We start from the raw sequence: 15425 nt of genomic DNA, 5'->3' as shown, positions 1-15425 counted from the left end.
ATGAAGATAAAGTAGCTGAACTGCATGACAGTTTAACGAAATTCTACAGACTATTTATGCATGTGTTTATACACTATGCTGCTTTAGATTAATGAGGACATTCTCTGCATGCAGAAATATGTGTTGAGTATGGTAATACTGGGTGTATTTGGCCTAAGTGGTTGCCAAACGACCCAAATGCCCGCCCCGTCGGCTACCAGTTCTCTGCAAGCTGCTGCGCAACGTGGAGAAGCACAGGCACGTCCAAATCAAATTGATTTTCAAAAGATCAAGCAGACCCAACAACGTCCAGTGATTGCTTTGGTTCTGGGCAGTGGCGGTGCGCGTGGTTATGCACATATTGGTGTGCTGGAAGTACTGGAACAAGCAGGTATTCAACCCGATTTTATTGTCGGAACCAGTGCGGGCAGCATCGTGGGCTCCCTTTATGCGAGTGGCAAGCCGGCGATTGAACTGCGCAATATTGCCTTAACGATGCGACCCAATGATGTCCGTGATATTAAACTGGCTAAAAAAGGCTTTTTTGATGGCAAAAAAGTTGAAGACTATGTCAATTTACAGGTCGATCAGATCCCGCTTGAAGCCATGAAAATCCCGATGTTTGTCGTAGCCACGGCACTTAAAGAAGGTAAAAAAGTGGTCTTTAACTATGGCAATACCGGACAGGCAGTACGGGCTTCAGTCTCGATTCCAAGTATGTTTATTCCAACCGTTATTCAAGGTAAAGAATATGTAGATGGTGGGCTGGTCAGCCCGGTACCGGTAGATGTGGCGCGTGATCTGGGAGCCGATATTGTGATTGCGGTGGATATTCTAGCACAGCCGATTCATACCGAAACCAGCAATGTCTGGGGGCTGTTTAATCAGAACATCAATATTATGCAGCAACATCTGGCGCATGAAGAATTAAAGCATGCAGATGTGGTGATTCAGCCAGATCTGCGTGAAAAAGGCCATATTTTTGATGTGCGTGGCAGAGAGTTGACCATGCAGGCGGGTATTGAGGCAGCTCAATTAAAGCTGATGGAAATTTCACAAGCCTATCAAAAACATGACTATGCCCGAGGGCACCGTATTCCGCAGTTTGTGGTTAAGGATCATTACTCCCAATAAAAATCTCTTACAAGAATTTTCTGAATATTGCCATTTTATCAAAGGAGAAGGTGGTGATATTCAGTACTAGGATTAAACATCATCAGCTTTAATAGCTTAGTAATTGTTATGAAAGATGAGATAAGTGCTGATGTCTATAAGTAGCTTTAACTTTTTATCAAATACAAAACTAATTTGAAATATAAGCTATTGAATTATAAATTTATTACTTTAAGATATAAGCTTTATTAATCCTGATTTCTAATTTTAACATTATTATTCGTATACTTAAGTTGATCAAAGATTCAAAAATTCCCCCGTTCATGCCAGAATGGAGTTAAAACAGAACACTCAGCAGATGTAGACAGCATGACACATATAGAAATTGGACATCAGGTCAAACTGGCACAATTCGAACATTATATTTTTACAGTAACAGCTGCCCATCAGGACGGTTCTTTCACTGTTGAAACCATCTTGGATGGCCAACAAATTTTGAGTTATCAAAATGTAGTTCAGGAAATGCTCAGACCACTAAAGCTTTAAATTTCTAATAATTTCCCTCTATTTTTTAAGTATTTGGTTTGATGGAGGGATAGTATGGATGATTCAATTACAGGCCTGTCAGCCCTTGGTTAAACAGGTATTGAATAATTTATACTTTGTTTTTAATTCACATTTTAAGCAATTAAATATATTTTTTTCTGTATGAACACATTTTCTATATCAATAATTATGATGCCCGATTTGCCGAATTGAACATTTTATTCACGTTAAAAACGCTATAATAATAAATGATAACCTTATCATTCAAAGAGTTCAAAGAAAACGATGGCCCCTTTAGATCAAATTGCAGCATTAGCAGATGACCAGTCAGAGTTAACGATGTCAGTTCTCATGACGCCAGATATGGCAAATTTTTCAGGTAATGTTCATGGTGGAACCATTCTGAAATTATTGGATCAGGTGGCGTATGCGTGTGCAAGTCGCTATTCGGGTAGTTATGTTGTGACCTTATCTGTAGACAAGGTGAATTTTAAAGAGCCAATTCATGTCGGTGAACTGGTAACATTTTTGGCCAGTGTTAACCATGTTGGTCGTACCTCAATGGAAATTGGTATTCGTGTAGAAGCACAGAATATTCAAAAGAGAACCGTGCGTCATACCAATAGCTGTTATTTCACGATGGTGGCAGTAGATGAGCATGGTAAACCCAAACAGATTCCAGCTTTAAACTTGAACAATGACTGGAAGCGTTGCCGTTTTGAGGCAGCCGAACAGCGCAAAATAGCGCGTTTACAAGAGAACCATCATCCCTCATGCAGCATTTATAAAAAGACCGCACAAAGTTAAATATAGAAATAACCTCTTAATCATTTATAGTGAATAACGTTGTTTTTCTTTTCAAATTCAATTGATGCAGTCTAGATGCTACTTTTGTTTCGGCAAAATAAAAAATGGAGCTTCGCAAGAAACCTGTCTTGCGGAGCAATACTCTTCGCTAAAAAACTGGTTTGCTAACATTCAGTTTTTTTAATCTGTCGTGAAAACCTCTATTTTCTGATTAAGTCCTGTCTCAAACACGGAAATGACGTTTCCATATATCTAATTTCTATCAGCAATTAAAATAATAAAAATCAGTCAATTTCTTTTCTTTTCTTTTCTTTTCTTTTCTTCCTTCTTCCTTTGAAGCTCTTTTTTTGCATCAATTTTAGTTTATGGCTGGAGCTTTATAACATTTTGCTCTAGTATAAAACGATACGTATCGTTTCGTTTTTTAAGGTTTTAAGGCTTAAGCAGAAAAATATGAGCAATGACGAGAGAAGTTCCCGACGACAGCAATGCATTTTACAGGCAGTCGCAGATGCACTGGCAGAATGTGAATATCATCAGCTGACCATTGAAGATGTGGCTGCACGCGCTGGCGTAGGCAAGTCCACGATTTATCGCTGGTGGAAGCATAAATCGGAACTGGTATTGGATACTTTCAAGCAACATACCGCTTCAGTATTTGAACTGGATACCTCCAAAAGTTTGAAAAGCAATCTTATTCAACAACTCGTTTTTTTATCAGAGGCACTGAATCATCCAGTAGGGCGGGCTTTACTGGTGGTCATTGCCAATCACCGGGAACTGGCAGGTGGATTTTTTCAGCAATATCTTTTACCTCGGCGACAACAGATTCATCAACTGATTCAGCAAGCGATTGAACGCGGAGAAATCCGTGCGGATTATCCTTTTGATTTGATGCTGGATACCTTGTACGGCCCGATTCATTACCAGATCATTTTTTTCAACCGCATTCCAGATGAACACTATATCCAGAATCTGGTCGAGTTGGTGCTGAATCCTGCTGCTGTTCAAGCCTGAGTTTGATCTTATTTCTTAAAAGTTGGTGATTATGTCAGTTAATGCTGAGCGTTTATGGAATCGCTCATTTATCCTGTGTTTATTTAATAATTTTTTCCTGTTCGTTTATTACTTTGCCTTGCTGACGGTTTTACCGATTTACATCATGAAAGATCTGGGTGGCTCAGTAAAAGAAGCTGGTCTGGCACTGACGCTATTCCTGGCTTCATCGATTGCCATTCGGCCATTTTCCGGCATGATCATTGAAAAGTTCGGAAAAAAAATCACCATGCGTAGTGCAGGCATAGTTTTTGCCTTATTTGCCTTTAGCTATTTACTGGTGGACAGCATGTGGTCGCTGTTAGTGGTGCGTTTTTTACATGGCATCTGGTTCAGTATTCTGACTACGGTAGCAGTACCCGTCGCCAATGAGTTTATTCCTGATCAGCGCAAAGGTGAGGGCATGGGTTATTTCGTCATGTCGACCAATCTGGGTGTAGTGTTTGGGCCCTTGCTGGCATTGACTGTCATTCAGATCACCAGTTTCAAGGTGTTATTTGGAGTTCTCGCCGTTATTATTTCTCTCGGGCTTATTTTCTGCTGGATGCTGAAAATTACAGAGTTACCTAAACGTGATGCCATAAGTAAAGAAAAGAATAGCCTGAGCTTGAAGGATATTCTGGAAGTCAAAGTTCTGGCAGTGAGTTTTGTCGCCTTGCTGACGGCTTTTGCCTACTCAGGTATCATGAGCTTTATTACCGCATTTAGTGAAACCAAGCAGCTGTTGGATTATACCAGTGTATTCTTTATTGTCTTTGCTGCCTCTATGCTGCTGGTTAGACCTTGGGTCGGGAAGATTTATGATCGTAAGGGACCAAGTGCTGTTATTTATCCTTCTTTTGTGTTTTTTGCTATTGGTCTGGTGATCGTCAGTCTGATTTCCAATCAATGGATATTGTGGTTGTCGGCAGTATTTATCGGCATTGGTTACGGTTCGCTGTTCCCATGTCTGCAGACGCTAGCGATTCAGTCGGTTGATACGCAGCGTATGGGACATGCAATTTCAACTTTCTTTACCCTGTTTGATCTGGGTTTGGCGATTGGTTCAGTAGTCATTGGAATATTGATTGCTTCTTGGGGCTTTGAAACCACCTATATATTAAGTGCTGTACTCGTCATGATGACAATATGGGTATATCGTCAGTATGTTGCCAAAAAGCGACATAAGCGCCCGGCAAGCTTGGAGTTATAAGATGGAATTAAGACATTTACGCTATTTCGTGACCGTGGCACAGGAGCTGAACTTTACCCGTGCTGCGGAAAAATTAAATACGGTACAGCCTTCGCTCAGCCAGCAAATCAAGGATCTGGAACGTGAGGTAGGCGTACAGTTGCTAGAGCGCAATAACCGTAAGGTGGGGCTGACTGAGGCTGGGCAGGCATTTTTAACAGAAGCCTTATTGAGTATTGAACATGCAGAGCGTGCTATACAGAGCGCTAGACAGATCGCAAATGCACAGCAGGATCAGTTGAATATCGGTTTCGTGCCGGTCGCTGAAATGAAAATCTTCCCCTATATCATGCCGAATATACGCGCACATTTCCCGAATATTAAAATTCATTTTCATAGCCTGACCGATGCCAGCCAGTTAAAGGCCTTAAAAAAAGGCGAGATTGATATTGCCTTTACCCGCTATGTCGATGAGTCTGATGAGCTGGAACATGTGCAAATTTTTAGTGAGCCGCTGGCCTTGATTATGCCCAAGGATTCACCGCTTGCCGAGCAGCGCCATGTGAGTATCAAGAGCTTTAATCATCAGGATTTTGTAATTAGTGATGAAGATGCTTCACCACAACTCCATAAAATCATCACTGACTTTTTCAAGCAATCCAAACTGAATGTGAATGTGGTCCAGCACTCAACCAATATCCTGCTCAATGTCAATCTGGTCGGGATGGGCGTGGGCTGGAGCCTGGTTCCGGCTTATGTGATCCCGTTATTGGGGGATAAAATTATCGTCAAAAATACCATTGAACCCTTGCCGATGATTAATCTGTATGCCAGTTATCGTAAAGGGCAGAAAAACGAGCTGCTTGAACTCATTTTAAAAATCCTGAAAGAACAGTTTTATATGGGTTTCTTTTAAAAAAGAAAGACCTGATAGCACAGCATGTTTTTAAACAGCAAAAAGGCTTCGGCAGATAAATCTGTCACATAATCGTTCTTCACAGGCTATCGAAGCACTTTATACTAGATTTTTTTTTTAACATGATATCTTTGATTTTTCTTGCATTGAGAGAAATCAAAGGCAGCCAATAAAAAAAAGTTGCATTAAAAAATTAAAATAACAGCAGAGGGTGAATAAAAATGATGAAGTTATATAGCAATCCCCAGTCCCGTGGCATGACTGTAATGCTTTTATTACAGGAGTTGGGCATTACAGACCAGGTTGAAATTATAAACGTACCTTATGAAAACATGCATCAGGCCGAATATTTAGCGATTAATCCCATGGGCAAAGTACCTTGTCTGGTCGATCAGGACGTGATAATTACTGAAGTTGCGGCCATCTTTACCTATCTGGCCGATAAATATATAGAAAAAGGTTTGGCACCGACTCTGGACGATCCCAAGCGCGGCGCTTATCTGAAATGGATGTTCTTTACTCATGGCCCTTTAACGGAATTTATGGATTTAAAAGGATTGGGCGTACCGGATGAACAGATTGAGCAAAGAACACGGAGCTTGAGCTTTGGTCATGCACAGAGCCTATTAGCCTTTCTCAAAAAAGGTATGCAAGAAGCCAATCCATATCTGCTGGGTGAGAAAATTTCAGCTGCAGATGTATTTCTGGGGTACTGGCTGATTTTTGCCATTTCTTTGAAAATATTGCCCTATCTGGATGAGTTCAAGCCCTTTATTCAGTTGCTGGCGCAGCGTGACTCAATGAAAGATATACCCTGGTTACAGAAAATCAATGCCTAAGTTCAATAAAAAAAAGTGTGGTTCATATATTTTCTGACAGACATGCTCTTTTTCTTGAATAATGAGACATTGACCTTAAAGAAAGCAACTTATAAACCAGCCCTATGCAAGAAAAATACACATAAAAAAAGACCACGCTTTCACGTGGTCAGACCTCTGAATATAATTCAGTAAATGTATTTTATGCTCGTAATTATTTTACATGTAGCTTTTTAAACAGCTGCTGGCTGATATGATCCAGTGTTTGTGGAATCGCCAAGGCTGCCACAAAACGGTCAGGTCGTAAAATAACGACTGACTCAGTGGTTCTACCGAACCAGCTGCGAATATCAGTGCCGATGTCACCAACGGTAATCACGCCTTCAAATTGCTTGCGGTTTTTATTGTCCAGTTGAACTTCGGGAATGACCTGAATAAATTTGACGTCTAATTTTTTCCAGACTTGCATGGTGGCATCCGAAATACCCCATTGCGGGTCTACACCCCAAGCAATAATTGCAAAATCATTAGCAATTACGTCATCCAGTAAAACTTTTTCACCTGACTCAAGTCTAACCTGTGGCTGGATAAACATCTTGCCGACTGGAGAGTTCTTGGCACCGTTACTCAAAAGTGCGCCGTCATGATATTTAGGCATCGGTTTAAAGCGCATTTCCAGCAGGTACTGTTTGATGGGTTTGATATAGTTCAGGGCATAGGCAATACCGTCACGGACAAAACCCTGCCATTTTTTCGGTGGTGCCAGTACATGGCCGGCCATAACGGAGAGATCAATCATGGCTTTGGCATGGTCTTTCCTCTCGATCTGGTAAGAATCCAACAGTTCAGCTGTCGCTTTGCCCTGAATGACCATTGCCATTTTCCAGGCCAGGTTAAAGGCATCACGCATACCGCTATTATAACCCTGTCCTTGCCATACCGGCATAATGTGCGCAGCATCACCGGCAAGCAAAATACGGTCGACACGGAATTTGTCAGCAATACGGGCATTATGGGTATAAACACGCTGACGGATCACTTCAATACCATCCGTGCTTGGTAAAACCTTGGACAGAAGTTTGGCAATATTTTCCGGTTTGCTCAGTTCTGCCTGAGTTTCACCTGGCATGACCATAAATTCAAAACGTCGAATACTGTGTGGCAATGCTGCCGATACATAAGGACGTACCGGATCACAACATAAATAGATATGCGGTGTAGCGAGAGGGTCATTCTCAAGGTCGATTACAATCCATTGATTCGGTGCAGTCTCACCTTCAAATGCAATACCCAGGTTACGGCGTATATAAGAATTACCGCCATCACAGGCAATCAGGTATTGAGCGCGTACGGTTTCTGCAACGCCATCTTTATTTTGCAGATTGAGTGTCACGCCTTCAGCATCCTGACTAAAATGGGTCAATTGACGTGAGAATAGCACTTGGGTGTTTTTATATTGTTTCAAGCCCTGCAGCAGCACGTTGTCGACTTGTGGCTGAATAAAAGCATTACGGCGCGGGAAGCCAAACTCACGCGTTAAAGGCTGAATATCAGCAAAACAGCGTCCTTTCGGAGTCAAGAAGCGCATTGCATGATTTGGGGTGGTATGTGGTAAAACTTGTTCGACTAAACCTAAAGACTGAATAGTACGCAAGGATTCATCATCGATTCCAATCGCACGTGGGTAATCAATCAAACTATCCAGTTGCTCGACAATCGTGACAACTACGCCTTGTTTGCTTAGATAGTTGGCAAGGGTTAAGCCTACGGGGCCGGCACCCAGGATTGCCACTTCAGTAGTGTAATTGGTATTGCTCATAGCGAATGTCCATTCAATCGACTTGCATTTAAGGCTATTAAGGAACAGCTGAACACCAGAAACAAGTTATGCGATAGTAGCTGAAGGATATGATTAATATTGAATTTGATAGATTATTTTTAGTTAATCAATTGAATTTAAAAATAAAATTAATATAAATTTGATAGCTGCTATTAATTCTGTGATCAGTTTTGACTATGGCTCTAAATAGATTCTGTGCAATAAAAATGCTGAACCAGCATCAAGCGTGATTCAGCATCGAAAAATATCGGACAGCCTAGGACACAGCCTACTGGAGAAATACTGTCACGAATATCCTTATAGGGTTAAACGAGTCATCTAATAACTTAACGTGCAGCAGGTTTTGCTGGTGTTGTACTGTCTGCAGTAGCTTCAGATGCAGCTGCTTCAGAGGCAGCAGGCTGCTCTGCAGATGCACCTGCAACCGGCGCATTTGATTCAGGTAATTCTTGGGTGCTCACGACCACTTTTTCTTCAGTGGTGGTTTTTGCATCTGTGGTTTTGCTGTCTGCAAAACTGGTAGCTGCAGCAGCAGTAAGAGTCGTGGCGAGTAAGATTTGTGCATAGTTCATTTTTGGCATCCTTTTATTCAGGTTATTAATCTGCGGAATTGACCATCACATCAATTCGACAGATGCTCATCCTAAGCACTGAAATTTTACGAGGCAAACCAATTAACAAAAGCGACACGTAGGCAATAACCAAAGCAATACAAAACTGAGAAAGTTGTTTTATTTCTGTTAATTATGCAGAGTTTTATTCAATAAAAATGTGTATGAATATTTCAAAAATTATATTGGCAATAAAAGTTAACATAGCAAATTGAAGATTCTGGATGATTCCATGAATTTTGGAATCTGTAATTTCATCATGTGTTTATTAAGAAGACGCATTTTATAATCTGGGTGTGCTTTATAATGCAGAGCATTGCTATTTCTATTCAATCTCTTGAGAGCCGATTTTGAAAATTCTGTCAGCATCACAGGCTATTCCTGTCCATATCATTTCCGGATTTTTAGGTGCAGGTAAAACCACACTACTCAAACATTTACTACAGCAGAAACCGGAACAGGAAATCTGGGCAGTGCTGATGAATGAGTTTGGCCAGATTGGGGTAGACCAGCAGTTATTGCCGCAAGATCAGGGTTATGCAGTCAAAGAGCTACTAGGCGGGTGTCTATGTTGCAGTAGTCAATTGCCGATGCAGATCGCCTTATCGCGCTTGCTGTCAGAAGTGAAACCGGATCGCCTGTTTATCGAACCTACCGGGCTGGGACACCCGGGACAATTACTGGAACAGCTGACCGAACCGCACTGGCATAGCCATTTGAACATGCAGGCTTTAGTCACCGTGGTGGATGGGTCGCGTTTGCATGACCGGGACTGGACCCAACAAAACCTGTATGCAGATCAACTCAAGGCAGCGCAGATCGTGGTGATTTCACATGCTGACTTGATGACAGCCGAAGATAACGCAGCGCTCACGCAACTTCAGGCAGAATATCAACCTTATGCGCAACAGTGGCTGTTCACCGAGCACGGACAACTCGATATCGAACAGATCAAGCAGAAGTATCAGGGTTCGGCCCGTAAGATCCAGCCCTTGTTAAAACAGCAACAGACGATCTCGTCCGCAGACACTTCCGTAGTCATTCAACAGATGCCTTATCATTATGTAGAAAGTGCCCAGGGATATCAGGTCGCAGGCTGGAAATTGCCAAAACGCTGGCAGTTTAATTTTTATGATCTGCTGGATCTGCTGTGTGAACAAAAAGACTGGCTTAGAATCAAGGGGATTTTCCATACCGATCAGGGCTGGAAAAGTTTTAATTTCAATCCGGAACAGTTCAATTATCAGTCGGCAGATGAAGGTATTGATAACCGGGTGGAAGTGATTTATCAACAGTCATGCGATTGGCTGGCATTTGAAACTGCCTTGATGCAATGTCGTATTGATCCGGAAAAATAATGGCACTGTTTCTAGTGCGCTGAATGAATCTTTGACCTAAATCTGTTCAGCAAAATTGTGCTAAATCTTATATGCTAAGCGCCAAATTTGAGGATTGTGTGATGGCGTTAAAAGCGACGATTTATAAAGTTGATTTGAATATTGCGGATATGGATACGCATCGTTATGAAGACTATCAACTGACGATGGCGCTGCATCCTTCGGAAACCATTGAACGCTTGATGGTGCGTATTCTGGCCTATGCGCGCTATGCCGATGAAGCACTGGAATTTACCAAGGATCTGTTCGAAACGGATGAACCGGCACTCTGGGAGAAAGATCTGACCGGTCAACTGGTCAAATGGATTGAAGTGGGCAGTCCGGACGAAGATAAAGTCAAAAAGGCCAGTGCGCGTTGCAAGCAGGTCGCAGTCGTGACCTATGGTTCTGCGGTAGATGAATGGTATAAGCGTAGCAGCAAGTTAAAAACCTTAAAAAATGTGGAAGTATGGAAATTATCCACTGCAACCACTGATGCATTACCACAATTGTGTGCACGCACCATGCAGTTACAGTTAAATGTGATGGATGGGGAATGGACCTTGATTGGTGATCAGGGTCAAGTGATTGTAGAGTGGGAACAGTTACAATAAGAATTCACAAGGATGCAAGTTTCAACTTGTATCCTTGCCTCACTATTTCGTATATCTGGAGAGAAAAATAAGTTCTCTGGACGAAGCATGTATCATGAACTTTATGAGTTGCTATTAGCAGTCGTGATTGGTGCAATCATTGGGGCAGAACGGGAATATCACAGTAAATCTGCCGGACTGCGCACCATGATCATAGTCAGTCTGAGTTCCTGTCTGTTTACCATTATTTCTTTAAAAATCGGCGTGGACAACCCTGACCGTCTGGCAGCCAATGTTTTAACCGGTTTGGGTTTTCTGGGAGCCGGAGTAATTTTAAAAGATGATAACCGGGTTTCTGGTATTACCACTGCAACCACGATCTGGATGACAGCGGCACTGGGCATGGCAGTCGGTGCGGGTTATGAACTGTTAAGTATTTGGACAACGGTGATCGTGTTGATCGTACTGGTCCTATTGGTCTATGTGCAACGTGGTATCGAGCATCTGAATCATGAACGTAACTACGAAATTGTCTGTCCTTTCGAGCAGCATGAGCCGGAACATTATGAAAAACTGTTTAAACGATACAAATTAAAAGTGATTCATTCCAGCCAGCAAAAAATCGACCAGCAGATTACAAGCCGCTGGATCCTGATGGGGTCAGCTAAAAATCATCAGAAATTAACCCAGTATTTATTACAGGATAAGAAGATTCAGAAACTCAGCTTTTGACCTATTGAAGCTAAAGGCCAAGGAATTTAGCTCAATCCAGTTTATACTGAACTCTAAATTTAGTGCTAATCTCAGGTAAATGACGATGATAAACGAACTTGAAATTATTGATTTAAAAGTAGGTGAAGGGAAAGAAGCGGTAAAAGGCGCTTTAATTACCACGCATTACACTGGATGGCTGGAAGATGGAACCAAGTTTGATTCATCCATTGACCGAGGCAATTATTTTGAAACTGTCATTGGTACAGGGCGTGTGATTAAAGGCTGGGATCAGGGCATTCTGGGAATGAAAGTTGGTGGTAAACGTAAACTGATGGTACCTGCACATTTGGCTTATGGCGAACGTAAAATGGGGAAGGTCATTCCAGCCAATTCCAACCTGATTTTTGAAATTGAATTGTTTGATGTAAAAACACGTGATTAAAACAATATAATTAGCGAGACATAAATAGTTTTCTCTAATTAAAATATTTGAGCTTTTCCGGTGCAGTCAACCCAATACAGGTTGTACCGGACTAAATACAAAAAACATTTGAAATCATAAATATTCCTTGTAAATTATAAGAATAATAAACAATTATCTTGAGATATAACGTATTTGCATAAATTGATAAGGAATGTCTTTTTTATCGTATTTATCTGGACCTTTAGCTGGCTGACTTGCATAACTAGTCCAGCGATCGCTCAGAACGAACTCACATCGCCATCATTTCAGCAGCAATCTCAAAATGAGGTTACAGAAGTCCATTTTACCGAACATAGCAGTAGTTCTTTGCAGGGAAAATGGTGGTTCTACCCAAACCAGTTTATAATCCAGCCCAGCTCCATACTCCAGTCAAAAACCGTTCAATTGCCAGCTTCTTTTAAAACTTTGGCAGGCTCAAATGCGGGTTATGGGACTTTCATTGGTCATTTTAAAATTCCAAAAGAATTTCTCGGACGACGGATCGCGATCCGTATTCCAACCCAGTACGGCGCCTATCGAATGTATGTCAATGGACAGTTTATTGTTCGACTCGGAGAAATCAGTACCACACCTGAAAAACAGGTGACTGAAAAAGCACCGCGGATTGGCTATTTTGTTCCAGACACTGAATATATTACCTTAAGTATTCAGGCTTCGAATTATACCCATTTGCATGGCGGCCTCGAACGACCAATGCAGATCGGCATTGCGGCGACAAGCAATCGCCAATTCCAGCAGCTCATGATGAGTATTGCCATGGTGTGCGGTGCAGTATTTGGGGTAGGGGTGTTTACCATTCTGTTTTCGATATTCAGAGGATCTCGAGAACGCAACAGTAAAAGTATCTTTGTTTTTGGCTGGTTTATTGTCTTTTTGGCCATGCATAACCTGTTTTCCGCACCTTATGCTTATTCAGTGTTTACCAATATCAACTGGTTGTGGGGAAGCCGATTAGAGTATTTGTTTACTTTTTTTGCGGCATTCTTTTTTCTCAGCTATATGCATCTGTTTAACCGGCGCTATTTGAATCCGGTGATTTATTATATTGCAGTTATATTGTTGGTCTTTAATATTATTATCACTCTTTTTTCATCTCCGGAAATATTTGAGCGTCTGGCTCTGTTTAGTGCGATCTATGCTTTAGTCATCCTTGCCAATTTTATGTACGGCTTTTATCAGACTCTACGCTATAAAGAACATTATTCGCGTTTGAATCTGATTGCGATTATTTTCCTCTGTCTGACGTTTTTGAATGATTATCTATTGCTGATCAATGTAATTAAAACGACGCATCTGTTCTTTATCTCAACCAGTATCTACGCGCTATTAATCATGTTCCGGCAGTCGAGGCATTATGCGCATCAAACTTATGAGACTGAACAGTTGAACCTGAATCTGATAGCACTCAACAATTCACTCGATCAAAAAGTCAAAGAACGTACCCAGCAACTGCATGAACTGAATGCTAAATTAGAGCAACAGATGAATACTGATGCACTGACAGGTGCCTTTAACCGGCGCGCTTTAAATCATGAAATCCAGCAGCAGTTTTTGCAGACCCGGCAGCAGCCGCAACATACGCTGGTTTTTGCCATGCTCGATGTCGACTATTTCAAAAACTATAATGACTATTATGGCCATTTAAAGGGGGATGACGTCCTGAAAAATCTGGTCAGGATTATTCAGCAAGCCTTGCCGCCGTCGGGTTATCTGGCACGTTATGGTGGCGAAGAGTTTGCGATTCTGCTCACAGGTATGCCAGTTCAAACTGCCTTGAAAAATCTGGAAAATGTATTAGAGCAGATTCGGGAACAACGTATGGAACATCTGAACCGGCCAGATGCAAAAAAATATATTACGGTCAGTATGGGGGCAGCATGGACTGCACAAACACATGTATATGCAGATATTCATGAACTGATGAAAGCTGCAGATGTGCAACTCTATGCCGCCAAGCAGGCAGGGCGTGATCAGTTAAAAATTAAGAAAGAGACTGATTAAAAAACATATTTATAAAGAAGGCATGCCTCCTCTTCTGACTCGGCAGAATGCAGATGAAAGCCACAGCGTTGATAATAACTTAAAGCAGTCTGGGTGGACTGTATTTCAATCTGATGAATTTTTTTCTTTAATAAGGTGTGATGCATCTGGTGAAACAACTGGGTACCAAATCCCAGTCTCTGGTAGTTAGGGGCGATATAATGCATCCGGATTTCTCCAGTATCACTGACCAATAAGAACCCGACCACCTTGTCATGTACAAGGTAAACCCAGCAATCGTTATAAAGCATGTCGACAATCAGGCTGGCATGATCAAATTTTTCTAGCCAGGTTTGAATTTTGCTGACTTCACGCTGATGATCCAGAACACAGGACTGAATACTGTCATGAATCACCTGAATAATCTGAGGTATATCTTCGATCTTCCCTTCCCGAATCATAATCTTATTCATTTTCTCAAATATTTATAGGAAGGGTTTATTTGATAAAAAAACACTAGGTAAAAAACAGAACAATATTGTAGTGATTTTGAGAATTTTTGCTGATATCCATACGCCTGAAGAACAGGTCTGTTATGGATTTGTCCTTTTTTATTATCTCAAGTGCCTAAGTTTCATGATGAAGCTAAAGATAAAAATCAAAGTAAATTAAATCTTAAAATAAAAATGAAGCTCGAGAAGGGGGTGAAAATGCTCCAGAAAAGAAGATAAATTATAAAAATAAGCCTTAAATTTGCACTGTCTAAAAAATAGACGTATTCTGGATCCACGTGGGCTATTCCAGTAAATGCTGCGCCTGCTGCGATAAAAATAAAATAAAAAAGAATCAGTCACATGAGATGATCAATTATGCTGAAATTACTCCTCCTGTTATGTGTTTTATTCATTTTGAATGCTGCCTGGATTGTGGGCAGGAAAATGTATAAGGCTCAGCGTCATCTGGCTCATAAGTGCCTAAAAAAACAGGTACAGATTTCCAGCATTACAGAGCAAGAAGTCATCGAGCAAGAGCAGCAGGTGTATCTAGTGGATGCATATGAGCTGGAACTGTTTGATGATGTGGCACAGCTATTCTTTCAACGGCAGGTGCATATTGGGAATCGAGCACAGGCTGAACAGTTACAGCAGGAAGTATTACAAAAGATGCCAATGCACTGTAGCACCCAGATCCGTCAGATGGATTTAGGGGAATGGTCAATTTTTTGGAATTTCTATGATCAATCAATAGAATATTATGTCGGCCGCTATGGAATATTTTACGTGCATGTTGACCGTTTTGCAGAAGAGCACCGGCAGGAAATCCGTACTGACCTTTTGCATCCAGACTGTGCCTAGGTAGACAACTTTTATTCGCTCTCTAATATTAAAGATCTCAAGCCGTGTACCTCAGTCGATTTAACT

16 protein-coding genes are annotated in these 15425 nt (G+C 41.3%); 13 read left to right on the top strand and 3 right to left on the bottom strand.

The features are described from left to right. Positions 1-108: 108 nt before the first annotated feature. From VXQ11_RS14310 to VXQ11_RS14280, 7 genes are all read left to right on the top strand, one after another. Positions 109-1113 (top strand): patatin-like phospholipase family protein, encoded by a 1005-nt coding sequence (locus VXQ11_RS14310; RefSeq protein ID WP_416706320.1) that lies wholly within the window; start codon positions 109-111, stop codon positions 1111-1113. Between the two features lie 348 nt (positions 1114-1461). After that, positions 1462-1638: a hypothetical protein gene (locus VXQ11_RS14305; RefSeq protein WP_171254955.1), complete on the top strand. Its 177-nt coding sequence runs from the start codon at positions 1462-1464 to the stop codon at positions 1636-1638. A gap of 285 nt (positions 1639-1923) precedes the next feature. After that, entirely contained in the window at positions 1924-2445 is a 522-nt protein-coding gene (locus VXQ11_RS14300; protein ID WP_064096393.1) for an acyl-CoA thioesterase, read from the top strand. A gap of 453 nt (positions 2446-2898) precedes the next feature. After that, positions 2899-3462 (top strand): TetR/AcrR family transcriptional regulator, encoded by a 564-nt coding sequence (locus VXQ11_RS14295; RefSeq protein ID WP_416706319.1) that lies wholly within the window; start codon positions 2899-2901, stop codon positions 3460-3462. A gap of 31 nt (positions 3463-3493) precedes the next feature. After that, complete coding sequence (locus VXQ11_RS14290; protein WP_416706318.1) at positions 3494-4693, top strand: MFS transporter; 1200 nt, start codon at positions 3494-3496, stop codon at positions 4691-4693. 1 nt (position 4694) lies between these two features. Next, complete coding sequence (gene hcaR / locus VXQ11_RS14285) at positions 4695-5588, top strand: DNA-binding transcriptional regulator HcaR (RefSeq protein ID WP_064096390.1); 894 nt, start codon at positions 4695-4697, stop codon at positions 5586-5588. A 224-nt stretch (positions 5589-5812) separates the two neighbouring features. Then, positions 5813-6427, top strand: a complete 615-nt coding sequence (locus tag VXQ11_RS14280; protein WP_064102548.1) for a glutathione S-transferase family protein — start codon at positions 5813-5815, stop codon at positions 6425-6427. Between the two features lie 193 nt (positions 6428-6620). Here the strand turns inward: VXQ11_RS14280 and VXQ11_RS14275 are convergent, their stop codons facing one another. Together VXQ11_RS14275 and VXQ11_RS14270 are read right to left on the bottom strand one after the other, a co-directional pair. Further along, entirely contained in the window at positions 6621-8225 is a 1605-nt protein-coding gene (locus tag VXQ11_RS14275; RefSeq protein ID WP_416706317.1) for a bifunctional 3-(3-hydroxy-phenyl)propionate/3-hydroxycinnamic acid hydroxylase, read from the bottom strand. 347 nt (positions 8226-8572) lie between these two features. Next, on the bottom strand, positions 8573-8818 hold the full coding sequence (locus tag VXQ11_RS14270; protein ID WP_064102455.1) for a hypothetical protein: 246 nt from the start codon (positions 8816-8818) through the stop codon (positions 8573-8575). Between the two features lie 389 nt (positions 8819-9207). Between VXQ11_RS14270 and VXQ11_RS14265 the strand changes: the two genes are divergently transcribed. From VXQ11_RS14265 to VXQ11_RS14245, 5 genes are all read left to right on the top strand, one after another. Continuing rightward, the gene (locus tag VXQ11_RS14265; protein WP_416706316.1) at positions 9208-10215 is read left to right on the top strand and encodes a CobW family GTP-binding protein; all 1008 of its coding nucleotides are present in this window, start codon (positions 9208-9210) and stop codon (positions 10213-10215) included. 101 nt (positions 10216-10316) lie between these two features. Further along, on the top strand, positions 10317-10847 hold the full coding sequence (locus VXQ11_RS14260) for a YaeQ family protein (protein ID WP_064096386.1): 531 nt from the start codon (positions 10317-10319) through the stop codon (positions 10845-10847). An 87-nt stretch (positions 10848-10934) separates the two neighbouring features. Continuing rightward, entirely contained in the window at positions 10935-11558 is a 624-nt protein-coding gene (locus tag VXQ11_RS14255) for an MgtC/SapB family protein (RefSeq protein ID WP_064096385.1), read from the top strand. Positions 11559-11643: 85 nt separating this feature from the next. Beyond that, positions 11644-11982: an FKBP-type peptidyl-prolyl cis-trans isomerase gene (locus VXQ11_RS14250; protein WP_004280661.1), complete on the top strand. Its 339-nt coding sequence runs from the start codon at positions 11644-11646 to the stop codon at positions 11980-11982. 231 nt (positions 11983-12213) lie between these two features. Next, positions 12214-14025 (top strand): diguanylate cyclase domain-containing protein, encoded by a 1812-nt coding sequence (locus VXQ11_RS14245; RefSeq protein WP_416706326.1) that lies wholly within the window; start codon positions 12214-12216, stop codon positions 14023-14025. Here the strand turns inward: VXQ11_RS14245 and VXQ11_RS14240 are convergent. Further along, a complete protein-coding gene (locus tag VXQ11_RS14240) occupies positions 14022-14489 on the bottom strand; it encodes a GNAT family N-acetyltransferase (protein WP_171486365.1) in 468 nt (155 codons plus the stop codon). The two genes, VXQ11_RS14245 and VXQ11_RS14240, sit on opposite strands and share 4 nt — an antisense overlap. A 384-nt stretch (positions 14490-14873) precedes the next feature. On the opposite strand from VXQ11_RS14240, the gene VXQ11_RS14235 reads away from it, so the two are divergent. Continuing rightward, a complete protein-coding gene (locus tag VXQ11_RS14235) occupies positions 14874-15359 on the top strand; it encodes a hypothetical protein (protein ID WP_416706315.1) in 486 nt (161 codons plus the stop codon). The last annotated feature ends 66 nt before the right edge of the window (positions 15360-15425 follow it).

This window comes from Acinetobacter sp. 197, from assembly GCF_048148385.1.
Lineage (GTDB): Bacteria > Pseudomonadota > Gammaproteobacteria > Pseudomonadales > Moraxellaceae > Acinetobacter > Acinetobacter pecorum.
This window is presented reverse-complemented; position numbering and strand designations above follow the sequence as displayed.